This is a genomic window from Collinsella sp. CLA-ER-H3 (assembly GCF_040092425.1).
In the GTDB taxonomy this organism is placed as follows: domain Bacteria; phylum Actinomycetota; class Coriobacteriia; order Coriobacteriales; family Coriobacteriaceae; genus Collinsella.
The window spans coordinates 1-13,712 of the sequence record NZ_JBBNLP010000001.1 but is presented as its reverse complement, the minus strand read 5'-3'; the positions used below and the strand labels follow the sequence as shown (position 1 = coordinate 13,712).

General features: G+C 62.8%; 16 protein-coding genes. 1 reads left to right on the top strand and 15 read right to left on the bottom strand.

The window, feature by feature from the left end:
* Nucleotides 1–18: 18 nt before the first annotated feature.
* The gene (locus AAAX32_RS00080) at nt 19–930 is read left to right on the top strand and encodes a PHP domain-containing protein (RefSeq protein WP_349099488.1); all 912 of its coding nucleotides are present in this window, start codon (nt 19–21) and stop codon (nt 928–930) included.
* Between the two features lie 120 nt (nt 931–1,050).
* Here the strand turns inward: AAAX32_RS00080 and hisE are convergent, their stop codons facing one another.
* The 15 genes from hisE to AAAX32_RS00005 form a co-directional block, all read right to left on the bottom strand.
* On the bottom strand, nt 1,051–1,368 hold the full coding sequence (gene hisE / locus AAAX32_RS00075; protein WP_006235893.1) for a phosphoribosyl-ATP diphosphatase: 318 nt from the start codon (nt 1,366–1,368) through the stop codon (nt 1,051–1,053).
* A 46-nt stretch (nt 1,369–1,414) separates the two neighbouring features.
* Nucleotides 1,415–1,744: a phosphoribosyl-AMP cyclohydrolase gene (gene hisI / locus AAAX32_RS00070; RefSeq protein WP_232219762.1), complete on the bottom strand. Its 330-nt coding sequence runs from the start codon at nt 1,742–1,744 to the stop codon at nt 1,415–1,417.
* A 147-nt stretch (nt 1,745–1,891) separates the two neighbouring features.
* Nucleotides 1,892–2,674: an imidazole glycerol phosphate synthase subunit HisF gene (hisF, locus tag AAAX32_RS00065; RefSeq protein ID WP_349099486.1), complete on the bottom strand. Its 783-nt coding sequence runs from the start codon at nt 2,672–2,674 to the stop codon at nt 1,892–1,894.
* A 3-nt stretch (nt 2,675–2,677) separates the two neighbouring features.
* Nucleotides 2,678–3,421, bottom strand: a complete 744-nt coding sequence (locus AAAX32_RS00060) for a HisA/HisF-related TIM barrel protein (protein ID WP_349099484.1) — start codon at nt 3,419–3,421, stop codon at nt 2,678–2,680.
* Nucleotides 3,418–4,119, bottom strand: a complete 702-nt coding sequence (gene hisH / locus AAAX32_RS00055) for an imidazole glycerol phosphate synthase subunit HisH (protein ID WP_349099482.1) — start codon at nt 4,117–4,119, stop codon at nt 3,418–3,420. The genes AAAX32_RS00060 and hisH overlap by 4 nt, the downstream gene beginning before the upstream one ends.
* A gap of 137 nt (nt 4,120–4,256) precedes the next feature.
* Nucleotides 4,257–4,844, bottom strand: coding sequence for an imidazoleglycerol-phosphate dehydratase HisB (gene hisB, locus AAAX32_RS00050; RefSeq protein ID WP_099432271.1), 588 nt, complete (start codon nt 4,842–4,844; stop codon nt 4,257–4,259).
* Nucleotides 4,845–5,960 carry a histidinol-phosphate transaminase gene (gene hisC, locus AAAX32_RS00045; RefSeq protein WP_349099480.1) on the bottom strand — a complete coding sequence of 372 codons (1,116 nt, stop codon included), beginning with the start codon at nt 5,958–5,960 and terminating at the stop codon, nt 4,845–4,847.
* Between the two features lies 1 nt (nt 5,961).
* On the bottom strand, nt 5,962–7,398 hold the full coding sequence (gene hisD / locus AAAX32_RS00040) for a histidinol dehydrogenase (protein WP_349099478.1): 1,437 nt from the start codon (nt 7,396–7,398) through the stop codon (nt 5,962–5,964).
* A 105-nt stretch (nt 7,399–7,503) separates the two neighbouring features.
* Entirely contained in the window at nt 7,504–9,219 is a 1,716-nt protein-coding gene (hisG, locus tag AAAX32_RS00035) for an ATP phosphoribosyltransferase (RefSeq protein WP_349099477.1), read from the bottom strand.
* A gap of 169 nt (nt 9,220–9,388) precedes the next feature.
* Complete coding sequence (locus AAAX32_RS00030) at nt 9,389–10,225, bottom strand: sugar phosphate isomerase/epimerase (RefSeq protein WP_349099475.1); 837 nt, start codon at nt 10,223–10,225, stop codon at nt 9,389–9,391.
* A gap of 83 nt (nt 10,226–10,308) precedes the next feature.
* Complete coding sequence (locus AAAX32_RS00025) at nt 10,309–11,145, bottom strand: PTS system mannose/fructose/sorbose family transporter subunit IID (RefSeq protein ID WP_099432276.1); 837 nt, start codon at nt 11,143–11,145, stop codon at nt 10,309–10,311.
* Nucleotides 11,135–11,926: a PTS sugar transporter subunit IIC gene (locus AAAX32_RS00020; protein ID WP_117640903.1), complete on the bottom strand. Its 792-nt coding sequence runs from the start codon at nt 11,924–11,926 to the stop codon at nt 11,135–11,137. The genes AAAX32_RS00025 and AAAX32_RS00020 overlap by 11 nt, the downstream gene beginning before the upstream one ends.
* A gap of 8 nt (nt 11,927–11,934) precedes the next feature.
* Nucleotides 11,935–12,405, bottom strand: coding sequence for a PTS sugar transporter subunit IIB (locus AAAX32_RS00015; protein ID WP_099432278.1), 471 nt, complete (start codon nt 12,403–12,405; stop codon nt 11,935–11,937).
* 17 nt (nt 12,406–12,422) lie between these two features.
* Nucleotides 12,423–12,839, bottom strand: a complete 417-nt coding sequence (locus tag AAAX32_RS00010) for a PTS fructose transporter subunit IIA (RefSeq protein WP_117637123.1) — start codon at nt 12,837–12,839, stop codon at nt 12,423–12,425.
* Between the two features lie 94 nt (nt 12,840–12,933).
* A partial coding sequence (locus AAAX32_RS00005) for an SIS domain-containing protein (RefSeq protein WP_349099472.1) occupies nt 12,934–13,712 on the bottom strand: 779 nt, incomplete at its 5' end.

Here is a 13,712-nt window from a genome sequence, read left to right as displayed (position 1 = left end):
TGACGCAAAGGAGTCGCCATGCCCGCATGCCCGCTGGTCGATTGCCATACCCACACCTCGTTTTCGGACGGGCATGCCTCGTTTGAGGACAACGTCCGTGCCGCTGCTGCGGCCGGCTGCCGCGTCATGGTCTCGACCGACCATCTCACCCTGCCCGCCAGCATGGATGCTAACTGCGAGGTGCAGGTTACTGAGGGTGACCTCCCGGCGCATCGTCTGGCTTTTGAGGACGCTCGCAATCTTGCCGCTCAGATTGCGCCAGAACTCACCTTTATCTACGGTTTCGAATGCGATTGGTACGAGGGCTGCGAGCCTTTGGTTGAGCGCTGGTCCCAGGGCGCCGTCGTGCGCCTGGGCAGTGTGCACTGGATTGGCAACCCAGGCGATATCATGGCCGGTGCCGCGGGTACGGCGGGAACGGAGGACGTCGCTCGTCCCGATACGCCCGATTCGCGCTGCGGCTGGATCGACGATGACACCAACCTGCACGTTTGGGAAAACCTGGGGGTACGCGGCGTGTGGGAGCGCTATGTCGATGACTGGTGCCGCGCCTGCGAGAGCCCGCTCAACTTTGATGTGATGGCTCACCCCGACCTGGTCATGCGCTTTTCGAAGGAAGGCTTTGCGCCCGATTTTGACCCCGCACCGTTTTGGCAGCAGATGGCAGAGTGCGCGCACGATACGGGCCGCCGCGTTGAGGTCTCGACGGCCGCACCGCGCAAGGGCTTGGGCGACTACTACCCCGCAACCGGTCTTTTGCGCTGCTTTGCCCATGCCGAAGTGCCAATCACCTTTGGCTCGGACGCGCACCGCGCCTGCGATATCTGCTGGAACATCCGCGAGGCCCAGGCGCACGCCTACGACTGCGGTTATCGAACCTTCGACATCCCCCACGCCACCGGCGAATGGGAATCCACGCCCCTCGCCTAGCCATCCCTTCATAAGTTGCGGTGAAATAGGGATTGTTTTGCTTGATGAAGCGCTTAAACAGTCCCTATTTCACCGCAACTTCCATGACCCCGTTACACCAACAAAGACTGTCCCAAACGACTAGTGGCGGCGGGCGTTGAGTTCGCCGGCCAGCTCGTCAAGGGTGATGCCGTAGCGCTCGAGCGTCACGAGCAGGTGGTAGACCAGGTCGCCGGCCTCGTAGCGAATGTGATCGTGGTCGTTATCCTTGCAGGCCATGATCACCTCGCTCGCCTCCTCGGCAAGCTTCTTGAGCAGCTCGTCCTCGACGTCGGTCAACAGACGCGCGGTATAGCTCTCCTGCGGCGACGCGTCGCGACGGCCATGAATCACCTCGGCCAGCCCCGTCAGCGTCTCTCCGATATTTCCATCCTGAACATTTGCGGTGCGCACACCCATGGTTCAATCCTTTCTGGCTGGCCAAGCGCTTGGTCGAGCGCCCGCCCTACGCGAGTTTCTTAAAGAAGCAGGTACGGTTGCCGGTATGGCAGGCCGGACCCGGAGAATCGACCTTGACCAGTAGCGTATCGCTATCGCAATCGGCCCAGAGCTCCTTGACCTCCTGCATGTTGCCGCTCGTCGCACCCTTGTTCCAGAGCTCCTGGCGGCTGCGGCTCCAAAACCACGTGGTCCCGGTCTTGAGCGTCAGCCCCACCGACTCCTCGTTCATCCAAGCAACCATAAGCACCTCGCCGGTGTCATATTGCTGAACCACACAGGGAATCAGCCCGCGGGCGTCGTATTTAAGATCAGACGCTTCTATTACCTCAGTCATCATTTCTCCCAAGTAATTACCGTAAACCCCACAGGTCGGCGAGGGTTGTCCAGGTGCCGCAGGTTGCCGCGAAAGAGGAGCGACGCGTACTTAAGTACGCGAGAAGGGTTGGAGCCGGAAGGTCGGGTGCCTGGGCAAGCCGCAGCATTAGAAGTCCAGCCTCACAGGAATACCTTGAGAAGCCATATACTCTTTGACTTCGCGAATGCTGAAGATTCCAAAGTGAAAGACGCTCGCCGCCAGCACGGCATCGGCCTCGCCCTCGATCACACCCTCGGCAAAATGCTCGAGTGTGCCCACGCCGCCGCTCGCGATGACGGGAATCGGCACCGCGCGTGCCACGGCACGGGTGAGCGCCAGGTCAAAGCCAGCCTTGGTGCCGTCGCGATCCATGCTGGTGAGCAAGATCTCACCGGCACCGCGACGAGCCGCCTCCTCGGCCCACGCCACCGCATCGATACCCGTGGCGTTGCGGCCTCCTGCGGTAAAAACCTCCCACTTGTCGGCACCCGGCTGACCGGGCAGGCCCACGCGCTTGGCATCGATCGCCACGACCACGGCCTGGCTGCCAAACGCCGCGGCGGCCTGGCCAATCAGCGACGGGTCGCGCACGGCGGCGGAGTTGAGCGACACCTTGTCGGCACCGGCGGCAACCATGGTTCGCATGCCCGCCAAGTCGCGGAAACCGCCGCCCACGGTATAGGGAATAGCGAGCTCCTCGGCCGCGTGCGCCGCCATCTCGATGGTCGTCGCGCGGTTGTCGCTCGTGGCGGTGATGTCCAGGAAGACGACCTCGTCTGCACCCTCGCGGTCGTAGGCGCGCGCCAGCTCCACCGGGTCGCCAGCATCGCGCAGGCTCACAAAGTTGACGCCCTTGACCACGCGGCCGTCCTTAACATCCAGACAGGGAATCACGCGTTTGGTAAGCATGGGCTACTCCTCCCCTCGGGCGACGGCCAACGCCTGGGCCAGCGTGAAGTTGCCCTCGTAGAGCGCACGACCGGTAATGGCGCCCTCGATGGCATCCTCGCCCACCGCGGCCAGTGCCCGAATATCGTCGAGCGTCGAGATGCCGCCCGAAGCCACGACGGGAAAGCCCGCGACCTCGGCCACATGGCGATACGCCGCCACGTCGATGCCCGTCTGCATGCCGTCGCGCGCGATGTCGGTGTATACCAGATGCTTAAAGCCCAGCTCGGAAAGCTGCGCCACGGCATCGTCGAGTGCCACGCCCGCACCATCGCGCCAGCCGTTCACCTTGACCTGGCCATCGCGCGCGGCGATATCCGCTACCAGCAGCTCGCCAAAGCCTTGCGCCGCCACCTCGGCAAAACCCGGCTCGGTCACGAGCACCGTGCCCAGTGCGATGCGACGCGCGCCGTAGCCGGCCAGCTCGTCGATGCGCGCGAGCGAGCGAACACCGCCGCCCGCGTCCACGGACAGGCCGTCGACGCCGCAGATGGCCTCGATCGCTGCCGAGTTGGCAGCGCACGCGTCCTCGTCCTCACCGAAGGCAGCGGACAGGTCGACGACGTGCACCCAGCTCGCACCCTGCTCGGCAAAGGAGCGGGCGACGGCGACGGGGTCGTCGGAATATACCTTGCAGCGGCCGCGGTCGCCGCGCTCCAGGCGCACGACCTTGCCGCCGATCAAATCGATTGCGGGAAACAGGATCATCTGCCAACCTCCTCGACGATGCTCACGAAGTTCTTAAGGATGCGCTGACCCAGCGCAGAGGATTTCTCGGGATGGAACTGGCAGCCCCACACGTTGCCGTGGCGCACGATGCACGGGAAGCTCCGCGTGTAATGCGTGCGCGCCAGGACGTCGGCGGCATCGGCATCGTCGGCCACCACGTAGCTGTGGGTGAAGTACATGTTGGCACCCTCGGCAAAACCAGTAAGCAGCGGATCGGCCGCACCGGTGGGCGTCATGTGCACCTGGTCCCAGCCCACGTGCGGCACCTTCAGGCGACTCGACTCCAAGCGCGTGCACGAACCGCACATAATACCCAGGCCATCGACCCAGGGGCCACCGGCCTGCTGGGGGGTGTTGCCATCGGCAACCGCGCCCTCGTCCGCAGGCACGCCTTCGTTGCCGCGCTCAAAAAATAGCTGAAGGCCCAGGCAGATGCCGAGCAGCGGAGTTCCGGCGGCAACGGCATCGAGCACCGCGTCCGCCTCGCCGCTCTCGCGCATAAAGGCAATCGCGTCGTAGAACGCACCCACGCCCGGGATGACCAGGCCGTCGGCGTTGCGGATCTGCTCTGGATCGTCCGACGTGCAAGCGGCGGCACCGGCGCGCGCAAGCCCGCGCACAACGCTCGACAAGTTGCCCTTGTGGTAGTCGACCACCACGATCTTCGGTTCGCCCACGCGACCCTCCCTTTTCCCATTCAAAACCTGCCAAAAAGGGACAGGTTAATTTTGGTCGGTCAAACGTTCACCCACCACATGAGACAGCATTCCCGCAGATAAAACCTGCCAAAATAAACCTGTCCCTTTTTGGCAGATTACAGTGAGCCCTTGGTGCTGGGGATGCCCTGCACGCGGGGATCGAGCTCGCAGGCATGGCGCATCGTGCGGCCCACGGCCTTAAAGGCGGCCTCGATAATGTGATGCGAGTTGCCGCCCGCCAGCTCGCGCACGTGCAGCGTGAGCTTGGCATCGCGCGCAAAGCCATAGAAGAACTCGACGGCCAGCTCGGTATCAAAGCTGCCCACGCGCTCGGTCGGCACGGGCAGCTCACAATAGGCCTGCCCGCGGCCCGAGATATCCACAGCGGCCATCACGAGCGTCTCGTCCATGGCAATCGCCGCGTCGGCAAAGCGCGTAATGCCCGCCTTGTCACCCAGCGCTTGGCAAAACGCCTCGCCCAGCACGATGCCCGTGTCCTCGACGGTGTGATGCGCGTCGACATCAACGTCGCCCACCGCATGTACCGTCAAATCGAACAGGCCATGGCGACCAAAGGCGTTGAGCATGTGGTCGAAAAACGGCACGCCGGTCGAGATATCGCACACGCCGCTTCCGTCCAGGTCAAGCTTTACGACGATGTCGGTCTCGCCCGTCTTGCGGGTCACCTCGGCATAGCGGCCCATCTACATCTCCTCCTTCACCAGCACGGCAAACGCAGCCAGCACCTCATCGTTTTCCTGCGGCGTGCCCACGGTAATGCGCAGACAGTCCGCGAGCCCCGGCGCGTAGCTAAAGTCGCGCACCAAAATCGAATACTCGTCGCGCAGACGCTCGCGCACGCGCGTGGCATGCGGCGTACGCACGAGCACAAAATTCGCCGCACTCGGCCATGCCTCCACGGGCAGGCCCTCGGCAGCCATCGCGCGCAGGGCGCGCAGCTCGCGTTCGCGCTCGGATGCAACCTGTGCCACCACGGGCGCGTACGCATCGCGGGCACGCACGCAGGCAAGCGCGGCGGCTTGGCTCAGCACGTTAACCGAGTAGATCTGGCGAATCGCGGCGAACACATCGATGACCTCGGGCGCCGCGATCACGTAGCCCAGACGCGTGCCGGCGGCGCCAAACGCCTTGGACAGCGTATGCAGAATCACCAGGTTTGGATGCTCGGCGATAAGCCCTTGCGCCGTGGTGGCCGCGCCAAACGAATCGTCGGCAAACTCAACGTAGGCCTCGTCGACCATGACCATGCCGGGGCACGCATCGCACAGGGCCGCGACAAAGTCGAGCGGCGCCACGTCACCCGTGGGATTGTTGGGCGAGGTCACAATGGCGAGGCTGCACTCCGGCGCCGCCGCGAGCACAGCAGCTTGGTCGAGCCTAAAGGTCGCCGGGTCGCGCCACACGTCGCGCACCTCGGTCTGGCACAGAGACGCAAAGAAGGCATACTCGCTAAAGCACGGCGGGCAGTTGAGCAGGGTCCGCCTCGCGCCGCCAAACGCCAGCAGGTAGTTATAGAGTAGCTCGTCGCCGCCGTTGCCCACGCAAATATTCTCGCGCGTCACACCATGCCAGGTAGCCAGCTCGTCGCGCAAGTCGTTCGACATGGGATCGGGGTAGCGGTTGAGCGGCGTGACAGCCAGGGCGGCGTCGACCGCCTCGCGCACGCCGGCCGGCACGGGATAGGTGTTCTCGTTGGCCGAAAGGTTGATGCGCGTGGGCGTAAAGTTGGGATCGTAGGGCTCAATACCGGCCAGGTAGGGCTGGACGAGCTCCTTCATGCGGGGCGTGAGTTCGGCCATATTAGGCCTCCCCGCCGGTCGCGCCAGCGCCATCTGCGCCTGCAGCGGCCAGGTCCACGCCCTCGGCGACCGTCGCGGTCGCATCTCCCGGCCAGGCGACCTTGGTCAGGTCGGCCGCGGCGAGCGACTCGGCACTCACGGAATCCTCGCCTTGCTCCAGCACGCGACGACGCAGAGCGGCGGATAGCGCGTGCGCCCACAGGCCCTCGGCCTCGGCCAGGCGCTGCGTCGCGGGAGCGTCCGAGAGCAGGCCCTCGGGCGTATAGCAAATGACGCTCGAGCGCTTGACGAACTCTTCGACCGAAAGCGGGTTGGAGAACATGGCCGTACCGCCGGTCGGCAGCGTGTGGTTGGGACCGGCAACGTAATCGCCGAGCGGCTCGGAGCTCCAAGCGCCCACAAAGATGGCGCCGGCGTTGCGAATACCGCCAAGCAGGCCCATCGCATCCTTGCAGTGCAGCTCCAGGTGCTCGGGCGCCACGGTGTTCACCGCCTCGACGGCAGCAGCCATATCGGCGGCCACTACGATGGTGCCCTCGTTATCGAGCGAGGCGCGCGTGATCTCGGCACGCGGGGACTGCGCCACCAGAATGTCGATACCCGCCTCGACCTCGCGCGCAAACTGCTCGTCGCAGGTCACCAGATAGCAGGCCGCCAGCGGATCGTGCTCGGCCTGGGCCATCAGATCGGCCGCGACCACCATGGGCTTGGCCGTGGCGTCGGCCAGCACGCAGACCTCGGAGGGACCGGCGACCATGTCGATACCCACGTCACCCGAGACAATCTGCTTGGCCGCGGCGACAAAGGCGTTGCCCGGGCCGGTGATTTTGTCGACACGCGGAATGGTCTCGGTACCGTATGCCAGCGCGGCCACGGCCTGGGCGCCGCCCACCATATAGATTTCGTCCACGCCGCCGAGCTTGGCCGCGGCAAGCGTGTAGGGGCTGATCAGGCCATCCTTTTGCGGCGGGGTTACCATGACCACGCGCTCAACGCCGGCGACCTTGGCGGGAATGGCATTCATAAGCACCGTGGAGGGATACTGCGCACGACCGCCCGGCACATAGATGCCGGCCGCAGCAAGCGGGGTCACCTTAACGCCGAGCATCGTGCCGTCCGGGCGCGTGGTAAACCAGCTCTGCTCGACCTCGCGCTGGTGGAACTCGCGAATCTGGCGTGCAGCCTTTTCGAGCGCGGCGACAAAAGCCGGATCGAGGCCTTCGAGCGCGGCATCGATCTGCTCTTGCGGCAGACGGAAGCTCTTCAGCTCAACGCCGTCAAAACGCTGACAGTAATCGCGCACCGCGACATCGCCGTTGGCGCGCACGTTGGCCACGATATCGCGGGCGGCGTCGACGATGTTTTGTGGCAGCACGCCCTTGCGGTTGAGCTGGTTGGTAACGAGGCGCTCACCGGGAGCAAGCTTGATGGTCTTCATTTCGGTATCCCCTATCGGTCGAGGTTTTGTTCGAAAAACGAGAGACCGGGCGGCGGCGTCAGTCGGCCCGCCGCCCGGACGTTGGGGCGCCCGTGCGTGCTCGCGCTATTGTGCCGAGCCCGCAACGGGCTCAAAATGCTTGTCCTTCACGGCTGCCGCCAAGCGATCTGCCAGATTGCGCACGCGCGGATCCAGACGCGCGGCGCCCGGATTGACAAAGAAGCGGGCCGTGCAGTCCATGATGCGCCCGGTAATGACCAGGTCGTTATCGCGCAGCGTAGCGCCCGTGGCAGTAATATCCACGATGCGATCGGTCATGCCGACGATGGGGCCCAGCTCGATGTTGCCGTGCAGCGAAACGATGTCGGCGTTCACGCCGCGCTCGGCATACCAGGCACTCGCGATGCGCGGATACTTGGTGGCCACGCGAAGCGACCCACGGCGGGCATAATTGCGCTCGGCCTGGCCGGCGCGCCACGCGGGCTCTGCCTCGATAAACGTGCACAGGCCGTAGCCCAGGTCGACCAGCTGCAGCAGGTTGAGGTCTGCCTCGATAAGCGAGTCCCAACCGCAGATGCCGCAGTCGGCACCGCCACAGCCCACAAAAGCGGGCGCGTCGCTGGGACGCACGATGACAAACTCGATATCGCCGACCGTGCCCTCACCAGCGTGTGTGTCGCGGCCGTGCACGATGAGATGACGACCGGGATCGCGCAGCTCAGAGACATCCAAGCCCGCGGCCTCGAGCACGTCGAGCGTGTCGGCCTTGAGCGAGCCCTTGGGCACGGCAATGCGCAACGGACCCTCGGTGCCACGGCCCGCGGCGTGATCGCCATCGGAAGCAGCGTCCTCGGCCGAGGTGTGCGCGGCCTCCAGACGCTCGAGCGAAAAGGCGAAGCCCGCCGCCGGCACCTCAATGCCGTCGCCAAATGCACCGGTAAAGATGGAGTCGTAGCGTCCGCCCGAACCCACCGGATCGGGCAGGCCGCCGGCATAGGCCTTAAAGACCAGGCCCGTGTAGTAATCAAACGAGTTCATGATGGAGAAGTCGAAGGACAGCACCTGGGCGTCCTCGGGAGCCAGACCCTCGACCAGGGCACGTAGTTCGCGCGTCAGCGGCGCGGCGATACCGGCAGCCTCAAGCAACGCATCGACGCGGTCGAGTGCCTCAGCGCCGCCGTGCAAGCGTGGCAGCTCGCCAATGGCAGCCTTGACGGCCTCGGGCTCGGCGCTTGCCGCCACACGGGCATCAAGGCCCACAAAGTCGTTGGCGTGCACGCAACGCAATGCCTCGGCAGCCAGTTCGCGGTCCTCACAGGCCGCGAGCAGCTCCTTAAACGGACGCACGCTGCCCGCGATAATGCGTGCATCGGGCAGCGCCAGCTTGCGCACCGCCTCCGCCACCAGCGAGACGATCTCGACATCGCCCGCGGTATCGCCCACACCGATAAGCTCAAAGCCCAGCTGTGTAAACTGACGCGAGCCGCCGGCATTGCGCTGACACTCGCGGACCACTGGCGCCTCGTAGCGCAGACGCAGCGGCAGATCGGCCGCGCGCATGCGGGTCGAAACCAGGCGCACGATCGGCAGCGTGTTGTCGGGACGGACCACCAGCAGGCGACCGTCGTCATCAAAGAGCTTAAACGGGGTGTCCGCAATGCGGCCGCCCTCCTCGAGAGAGCCCTTGTCCTCGAGCAGCGGCGTCTCGACCGGAAGGTAATGATGCTCCCTAAAGCAGCCCTTCACCGTCAGCGCAATCTCCTCGCGCGCCTGAGCCTCCTCGGGCAATATGTCCCGGAATCCCCACGGTGTGGCCGTCATCTAGTGAGCCTCCTCATGCTGTGCTTCGTATAGAACAGAAGACCGGCATAGCTCCGCCGGTCTTCTGGGTACTTTAGCATACTAGAGTGCTTGCGGGGAAAATCCGTCGCAGCCGCTCACACCGTATTCATTTGGAAACATAGGGTAGGTTGCCGCAACCCAACCCCACTTAGGCGCCAATCGCACGACGATACTCTGCCATTACCTGCGCATCGGCAGCTGCGGGGTCGGCAAAATAGCGCCCGTCATAGGTCTCGGCCGAAACAACTCCGCGATAGCCGCGCGCCACCAGCCTATCCAGATCGGCGCGCATATCGCGGTCGCCGTCACCCCAGGCAAGATGCGTCGTGCCATCTGCCGCAACATCGACAAAATGCACATGGGCGACATCATCGCCAAGCAGATCGAAATAATCGTCGATGGTATCCCCCGCCACCGCCATAGCGCCCAAATCCAGACACGCCTTAAGTGCCGGATGGTCAACTGCCTCGATCATGCGCTTCGTATCGGCCGCCGAGTTCACGATCATCGACTCAACCGGCTGCAGGGCCTCGAGCACCAGTCGCACGCCGCACTCTCCCGCATGCTCGGCAATCGCACGCAGCATCGAAGCGCTGCGACCCCACGCGTCCTCGATCGGCTCGTTCAAAAATGCCCAGCCGCTCGAGACCATGACCTGCTCGGCTCCAAGTTCCGCCGCGATATCTACAACGTTCTTAAAGTACGCGAGCGTGCGGGCACGCGCCTCATTCCCGCGCGCCGCGATATTCCACGGCTTGGGGTTGTTCTGTTCGGGACAAAGCCCCACAATCCGAACCCCATACCGCTGTGACAGCTCCCGCACCTGCTCGAGCGAATCGTATCCATGGCAATCGACATACAGATGCATCGCCCCGGTCCAAAGCTCGCAACACGTGTAGCCCGAGGCCGCTGCCGAGGAAAAGAATTCCTCAAGGTCAAAATAACGATGGCTGATATTCATGACGGCAAGCTGCGGATACTCCATCTTGTCCACCTTTCGGCAAAAGGGCGCCGCAGCACAGTGTGCGCGACGCCCCCTCTTACATTGTTTTAATTATGACGGATGCCCTACTGAACACCAAGCACTCCAAAGAACGCGCCGGCGATACTCACGAGTAGGATCACGAGCATGATGAGCAGCGGATTCATCTTCTTCTTGAGCATGAGATAGACAATTCCAAACAGCCCCATCGTGACAAAGCCCGGGAAGATTCCGTTGAGCAGCTCGGCGAGCGTCTGAGCGCCATCGCCCGCGCCGACCATGAGCGGAATGTCCACGGTGACCATCTCCATGGTCATAGCGCCGATCACCATGGCACCCATGATAGAGGCCATCTTGACGATCGTGTCCATAATGCCCGATTCCTGGACCTTGCTGATCATGTCCGAGCCAAAGCGATATCCCACAAACGTCAGCAGGTAACGGATGATGTAGTGGGGGACGTTGAACACGAGCAGGAACAAAATCGGACCAAGAATAGAGCCCTGCAGCGCCAGCGACGTGCCGACACCCGTTGCCAAAATTCGCAGCGTACCCCAGTAGAAGGCATCGCCCACGCCAGACAGCGGTCCCATCAAAGCAAGCTTGACATTAGAGATCGCGCTCGTGTCAAAGTTATCTTCGGTGGCGTTGACTTCTTCCATTGCGGCAGCAATGGACATGGGGAGCGTCGAGATGTACGGCGTGACGTTATAGAGCTCCATATGGCGCTTAAGGGCGGCTTTAAAGTCCGCATCCTGCGGATACAGCTTGCGAAGGATCGGCATAAGGGCCCACATAAAGCCGATATGGCCCATGCGCTCGTAGTTCCAGGAATGCTCATAGGGAATCGAGCGCCAGAACAGCTTCTTAAGGTCTGCGCGGGAAATCAGCCCGTCGTAAGAAGACTCAAACTTAAAACTCATCGAACCCACTCCCAATCGCAGGATCCTCGGTTGCCACTGCGGGCTGCTCCGCCTTTTTCTTCTCGCCCAAAACCGTCATCGCGACGACGATGATCGCGGCAAAAATCGCCACGCCCGTCGTGCTAATGCCAAAGTAGGCGACGAGGAAGAAGCCAGCGAAGAAGAACGGAGCCACCGTTTTGTTCATAATCATCTGCGCCAGCATCGCAAAGCCGAGTGCGGGCAAGAAGGCGGCGGCAACATCCATGCCGGTCTGAACGAAATCGGGGATGATGTTGAGCAGACTGGCGACGGCATCGGCGCCAAAGAAGAATGCCAGGGGAATAATCAGCAGACCGCACCAGCTCTGCGCGTAACCGGCGATGAGCATGTTGCGCGTGATGGCCTTGGTGTCTCCGTCCTCGACGTTTTTGTCGATACGGTGCACCAGCAGCAGCATCACCGGCTGGCCCAGGGCGGTATCGAGCGCCAGGACGATCGTTGCGATGGGAATGCCCAGGGTCAGGGCCGCCGAAGCGTCCGCGCCGGCCTGCATGGCAAGAGATACGCCCAGGATAGTGCCGGAAATCGTATCGGGCGGGTTATAGGCGCCGACCGAGATGGCGCCGACCATGGCAAGCTCCATCGTGGCGCCCATGATCGTGCCGGTCACCATGTCGCCCATGACAAGGCCAACCAGAGGTCCGAGCACGATCGGGCGCTGGAGGTAGCTCGTGCCCGTCAGCCACTCGGAATAACCCAAAAGGGCAATAAGGAAAATCAGGATTGTCTTGATAACCATGATGGCCCCTAACCGATGACCTTCGCGGCGTCAGTCTTCGCATCTGCCGGAATCATCTGAATGAACAGCTCATAGCCCTCGCCGAGCAGCTCCTTCACGTAGGCCTCGTTCTCGGGCGTAAGGAACACGCTTGTCGAGACCTGGCGGGCGTCCTCGCTAAAGGCAACATTGCCGAGGTTGATCTTCTTGACGCCCATCGCCTTGGCGACGGCACCGGCCTGCTGGATCGTCTCGCAAACCACGAAGAGCTTGTACTTGTCGGTCACACCGCTCTGAAGCGCCTTGACGGCGTCCTCGGTGTTTTTGACGACAACCTTGCAGCCCTCAGGCTTTGCAAGGGACAGGGCCTGCAGACGAAGCTTGTCATTGAGGACCGTGTCACTCACCAACAGGATGCAGTCGGCACCCAGAGCCGAGGTCCAGCTAACGGCAACCTGGCCGTGCAGCAGTCGATAATCTACACGAATCATCTGAATCATGATGTGCTCCCTAGCGATTAAAACTCATCGAGTTCGGCCTGCCCCAGCAGGTCGTTGACGTACTTGACCTTGGTGTCGTCTGCCTCGACGATCTGGCGAATGGCCTCATCGATCGGGGTGGAGTCGGGCACGAACAGCAGCTGAATAAGGAGCGGCAGGTTCATATTGGTCACCAGGTGCGTGTTGGGACGCGTCTGGACGATCTTGGTGAACTCGTTGTTAACGCTGCCGCCAAAGAGGTCGGTGCACACGACAACTTCGTCGTCCGCAGCGAACCCATCGAGAATCGCCGCAGCCTCCTTGACCAGGTCCTCGTTTCCGTCGACATACATAGATAGCGCATGGACGTTTTCGCGCTCGCCGGAGAGCAGCCCAATGCTCTCGACGATTCCGGACGCAAAATGAGCATGGGACGCCACGATAAACTGCCTCATTCGATTCCCCTTTCTTACGAATTTCGGCATAAAAATGCCCGGACGCATGCGCCCGGGCAGGGTGCTTCTTGATCAGTAGCTTATTTATCACCGATTAGTAGTCGAACTGGTGATAGTAACGACGGTAGTTGAGGTTGTGCTTGGTGACCGTCTCGTAGTAAGCGGCAAGGCGATCGGTGATCAGCGAGGAGAGGATCCACGGGGAGACGATGACGCGGAACTCGTCGTCAAGGCCGGGGATGGCGAACTCGGCGGTGTCAATGATGTTGATGTCGGTGTCGCCGGTCACGCCGCGGGTCAGGAACGCGCGGACGCGCTCGTCGAGCTTGCGGTTCTCGTCCTCGCCCATGAACAGGAACACGGGGACGCCGGGCTCCACGAGCTCGAGGGTGCCGTGGAAGAAGTCGGCCGAGGTGATGTAGCGGGTGCGCTTCCACTGCATCTCCTCCAGGATGCACATCGAGAACAGGATCGTCTCGCCCCACAGGGCGCCGGAGCCGATGAACATGGTGTAGGGGGCCAGGGCGTACTTCTTGGCGAGCTCCTCGGCGCGCGGCTCGAAGCTCTTGCGGATGTCGACCAGGTGGGTCCAAACATCCTTGGTCTGCTCAATAAACTTGTCGAACTGCGGGAAGCAGCCACGGCGGTTGAGCAGGCGCAGGCCGAAGCAGTCGGCGAGGTAGTAGCCCATCTCGCAGCCGCCGTTACCGTGATCGGAAGCCATCTTGACGCAATTCTCGGCGCCGACAGCCTGGCCGATGAGGCCCTCGGGCTTGGTCATGGCGTAGACGCGCACGCCCATGTCCTTCATCTTCTTGACGGCCTCGAGGACCTCGGGGGTGGTGCCGGACTCGGAGGCGGTGAGCACGACGG

Coding starts and splice junctions, on each gene's coding strand:
- AAAX32_RS00015 (WP_099432278.1), bottom strand. CDS start 12,405: ATGATTCAGATGATTCGTGTAGATTATCGACTGCTGCACGGCCAGGTT.
- AAAX32_RS00080 (WP_349099488.1), top strand. CDS start 19: ATGCCCGCATGCCCGCTGGTCGATTGCCATACCCACACCTCGTTTTCG.
- AAAX32_RS00010 (WP_117637123.1), bottom strand. CDS start 12,839: ATGAGGCAGTTTATCGTGGCGTCCCATGCTCATTTTGCGTCCGGAATC.
- hisI (WP_232219762.1), bottom strand. CDS start 1,744: ATGACTGAGGTAATAGAAGCGTCTGATCTTAAATACGACGCCCGCGGG.
- hisF (WP_349099486.1), bottom strand. CDS start 2,674: ATGCTTACCAAACGCGTGATTCCCTGTCTGGATGTTAAGGACGGCCGC.
- hisE (WP_006235893.1), bottom strand. CDS start 1,368: ATGGGTGTGCGCACCGCAAATGTTCAGGATGGAAATATCGGAGAGACG.
- hisG (WP_349099477.1), bottom strand. CDS start 9,219: ATGACGGCCACACCGTGGGGATTCCGGGACATATTGCCCGAGGAGGCT.
- AAAX32_RS00020 (WP_117640903.1), bottom strand. CDS start 11,926: ATGGTTATCAAGACAATCCTGATTTTCCTTATTGCCCTTTTGGGTTAT.
- hisD (WP_349099478.1), bottom strand. CDS start 7,398: ATGAAGACCATCAAGCTTGCTCCCGGTGAGCGCCTCGTTACCAACCAG.
- AAAX32_RS00025 (WP_099432276.1), bottom strand. CDS start 11,145: ATGAGTTTTAAGTTTGAGTCTTCTTACGACGGGCTGATTTCCCGCGCA.
- AAAX32_RS00030 (WP_349099475.1), bottom strand. CDS start 10,225: ATGGAGTATCCGCAGCTTGCCGTCATGAATATCAGCCATCGTTATTTT.
- hisB (WP_099432271.1), bottom strand. CDS start 4,844: ATGGGCCGCTATGCCGAGGTGACCCGCAAGACGGGCGAGACCGACATC.
- hisC (WP_349099480.1), bottom strand. CDS start 5,960: ATGGCCGAACTCACGCCCCGCATGAAGGAGCTCGTCCAGCCCTACCTG.
- AAAX32_RS00060 (WP_349099484.1), bottom strand. CDS start 3,421: ATGATCCTGTTTCCCGCAATCGATTTGATCGGCGGCAAGGTCGTGCGC.